4 protein-coding genes are annotated in these 3,302 nt (G+C 59.2%); all 4 read right to left on the reverse strand.

Going from position 1 to position 3,302, the window contains the following annotated elements:
• Positions 1 to 543: TAXI family TRAP transporter solute-binding subunit (locus tag OQK_RS22085; RefSeq protein ID WP_016774318.1), on the reverse strand; the 543-nt coding region annotated here is incomplete at its 3' end.
• Positions 544 to 626: 83 nt separating this feature from the next.
• A complete protein-coding gene (dctM, locus tag OQK_RS22090) occupies positions 627 to 1,910 on the reverse strand; it encodes a C4-dicarboxylate TRAP transporter large permease protein DctM (RefSeq protein WP_016774319.1) in 1,284 nt (427 codons plus the stop codon).
• On the reverse strand, positions 1,907 to 2,539 hold the full coding sequence (locus OQK_RS22095) for a TRAP transporter small permease (RefSeq protein ID WP_016774320.1): 633 nt from the start codon (positions 2,537 to 2,539) through the stop codon (positions 1,907 to 1,909). The genes dctM and OQK_RS22095 overlap by 4 nt, the downstream gene beginning before the upstream one ends.
• Positions 2,540 to 2,601: 62 nt before the next feature.
• Positions 2,602 to 3,302, reverse strand: a 701-nt coding sequence (locus OQK_RS22100) for a DctP family TRAP transporter solute-binding subunit (protein ID WP_038861549.1), incomplete at its 5' end; no start/stop codon positions are given.

Here is a 3,302-nt window from a genome sequence, read left to right on the forward strand (position 1 = left end):
CAATTCCACCGATTCGGCGAACGGCAGATATTGCACCTTGCCCATGTCCTCGTAGGTCAGGCCGGCCGCCTTGAATATCGCCCGCGCATTCAATTCAGTCCCGGATTTTGGGGCGCCGACCGAGATGGTCTTGCCCTTGAGATCAGCGAGGGTTTTGATCCCCGACTCTTTGCTGGCGACGATTTGAATGTAATTGGGATAGGCACCGCCCAAGGCGCGCAATTTGGTCAGTGGCGCTTTGAAACCGGCGTCCTCCACGCCGTTTTTGGCGTCGGCCACTGAGTCGCCCAAAGCCAGGGCCAATTCGCCGCGACCGGCCTGTAGCAGGTTGAGGTTTTCTACCGACGCTTTGGTGGCCTGCACCGATGTCTTCGAGCCGGCAATACCGTCGCTGTAGATTTGCGACAGACCGACCCCGATCGGGTAGTAAACCCCACTGGTTCCGCCGGTGAGGATATTGATGAACACGGGCGCGGCCTGCGCGGCACTGCTAAGGGTCAGCGTGGCGGCGGCCAGCAGGGCAAAGCGTGTTTTGACTCGCATGGGGGCACTTCTCCGTCTTGTTATGGTTTTAAGCAGAGTGATTGCACTCTAGCCGGTCCCGGCTGAACGTGATCGTCACGACGTCAGTTCATCCCCAGCCAGTTCGGCAGCACCAGTGAGATCCATGGCACGTAAGTAATCAGGATCAGGAACAGCAGCAGAATCGACAACCAGGGCATCGCGGCTTTGACTGTGGCGGGCAAGGACATGCCGGTCACCGCCGAGGTCACGAACAGGTTCAGGCCCACCGGTGGCGTGATCAGGCCGATCTCAAGGTTGACCACCATGATGATGCCGAGGTGAATCGGATCGATGCCCAGTTTCATCGCGATAGGAAAAAGGATGGGCGCCAGGATCAGGATGATCGCTGACGGTTCCATGAACGCGCCGGCAATCAACAGCACAATGTTGACCACCAGCAGGAACGTCACCGGCGTCAGGCCGGCGTCGATCACCCAGGCAGTGATTTGTTGAGGTAACTGTTCGGTGGTCAGCACGTGGGCGAACAGCATGGCGTTGGCAATGATGAACATCAGCATGATGCTCAGCTTGGCCGAGTCGAGCAGAACCTTGGGTGTCTCGCGAAAGGTCAGATCCTTGTAGACGAACAGAGCGATGAAGGCCGAATAGACGGCTGCCACTGCAGCAGCTTCGGTCGGGGTGAACATGCCCGAATAGATACCGCCGAGGATGATCACCATCAGCAACAGGCCCCATATTGCTTTGCGTGCCGTACTCAGAAACTCGCGAAGCGTCGCACGCGGCAAGGCGGGGAGATTTTTCTTCACCGCGACGATGTAGATCGCCACCATCAATGCCGTGCCCAGCAGCAGGCCCGGTACCACGCCGGCCATGAACAGTTTGCCCACCGAGGTTTCTGTAGCGGCGGCGTAAACCACCATCACAATCGACGGCGGGATAAGGATACCCAGCGTACCGGCGTTGCAGATGATCCCTGCGCCGAACGCCTGCGGGTAGCCGGAACGGACCATCCCGGCAATCGCAATCGAGCCCACCGCAGCGACCGTGGCGGGGCTTGAACCGGAGAGGGCGGCAAACAGCATGCAGGCCAACACCGCCGCGATGGCCAGGCCGCCGCGAATATGCCCGACACAGGCGTTGGCGAAGTCGATCAGCCGGCGGGCGACGCCGCCAGTGGTCATGAAGGCCCCGGCCAGCAGGAAGAACGGAATGGCCAGCAGCGTGTAGTGTTCCGAGGTCTCGAACAGTTTGATCGCCAGCGAGCGCACCGAGTCGGGACTGAAGAAAATGATCGTCAGGGAGCCGGCCAGCCCCAGCGAGATGGCGATCGGCACGCCGATGAACATCAAGGCGAACAGGGCCACGAACAGGAAGGCAATGGTCATGGCTTGTCTTCCTCGTGTTCGGCAAGTTTCAGCGCGTCGGCCGCTTCATCGGCCAGCCCGAGGCCGGTCTGACGGTTGAGCAGGATGCGCAGGAGAATTTCAGCGAAGCGGATGAACACCAGCGCGAAGCCCAGCGGCACGATCAACCCGACATGCCATTGCATGACGCCGAAATGGCCAAGATCCTCGGCGCCGATACCGGCGTTCATCAAGGTTTCAATCCATTCGAAGCTGGCGACGGCCAGCAGCCCTGCGTAGGCCAGACAGCACAGGCAGGCGAGGATGCCGATGTAACGCTGTACCGATCTGCGCGCCAGTTTGACCAGTGCGTCGACACCGATATGCCCGGCGGTGCGCACGCCATAGGCCAGGCCGAAAAAAATCAGCCAGCCAAACAGCGCTTTGGTCAGGGCGGTGCTCCAGGTCATGGCCTGCGCCATGCCCATGATCTGATCACCAACGGCGAACAGCGGGACACTCGCTGCCGGCCAATGATCGGCGAGCCAGTAAAACAGACTGTAGAAATTGTTGAGGATCACGTAGACAAACGTGACGAGGGTCATGGCCGCCAGAAGGAAGACGATGAAGCCTTCCTCGAAGTGTTCCCAGATTCGCCGAAGCGCTTTCATGGATGGCATCTCACGTCGAGTGAAGACGGGCAGGCGCCGACGCAGCGGCGCCTGCCTAGGGATTATTGCGCCTGGTTTGCGGCTTCGGCAGCAGAGATCAGCTCAGTTCCGATTTCGCCTTCGAACTTCTTCCACACCGGTTTCATCGCATCGCGCCATTGCGCACGTTCTTCTGGCGTAAGCGTGATGATTTCCGTGGTTTTGGCTGCAAGGATGCGCTGTTTGTCGCCCTCGTTCAGTTGCTGGGCTTCCTTGTTCACGTGGGTGGTGACTTCCACGACGATCTTGTCCAGTTCGCTGCGCACGTCGGGCGGCAGGCCGTTCCAGAATTTGGTGTTGGTGATCAGCATGTAGTCCAGTACACCGTGGTTGGATTCGGTGATGTACTTCTGCACTTCATGCATCTTCTGGCTGTAGATGTTCGAGTAAGGATTCTCCGCCCCGTTGACCACACCGGTCTGCAGGCCTTGATATACCTCGGCAAAACTCATCTTGCGCGGATTGGCGCGCACCGCCTTGAATTGCTCTTCCAGCACCGCCGAGGCCTGCACCCGGAACTTCAAGCCGCGCGCATCAGCCGGTACACGCAGTGGCTTGTTGGCCGACAGTTGTTTCATGCCGTTGTGCCAATAAGCCAGGCCGGTGATGTTTTTGCTTTCCATGGATTTGAGCAGGCCCTGACCCTGCGGGCTCAGTTGAAAGCGGTCGACAGCGTTGATGTCATTGAAGAGGAAGGGCAGGTCGAACAGTTGGACGGTCTTGG

Source organism: Pseudomonas sp. R62 (genome assembly GCF_000257605.1).
Lineage (GTDB): Bacteria > Pseudomonadota > Gammaproteobacteria > Pseudomonadales > Pseudomonadaceae > Aquipseudomonas > Aquipseudomonas atacamensis.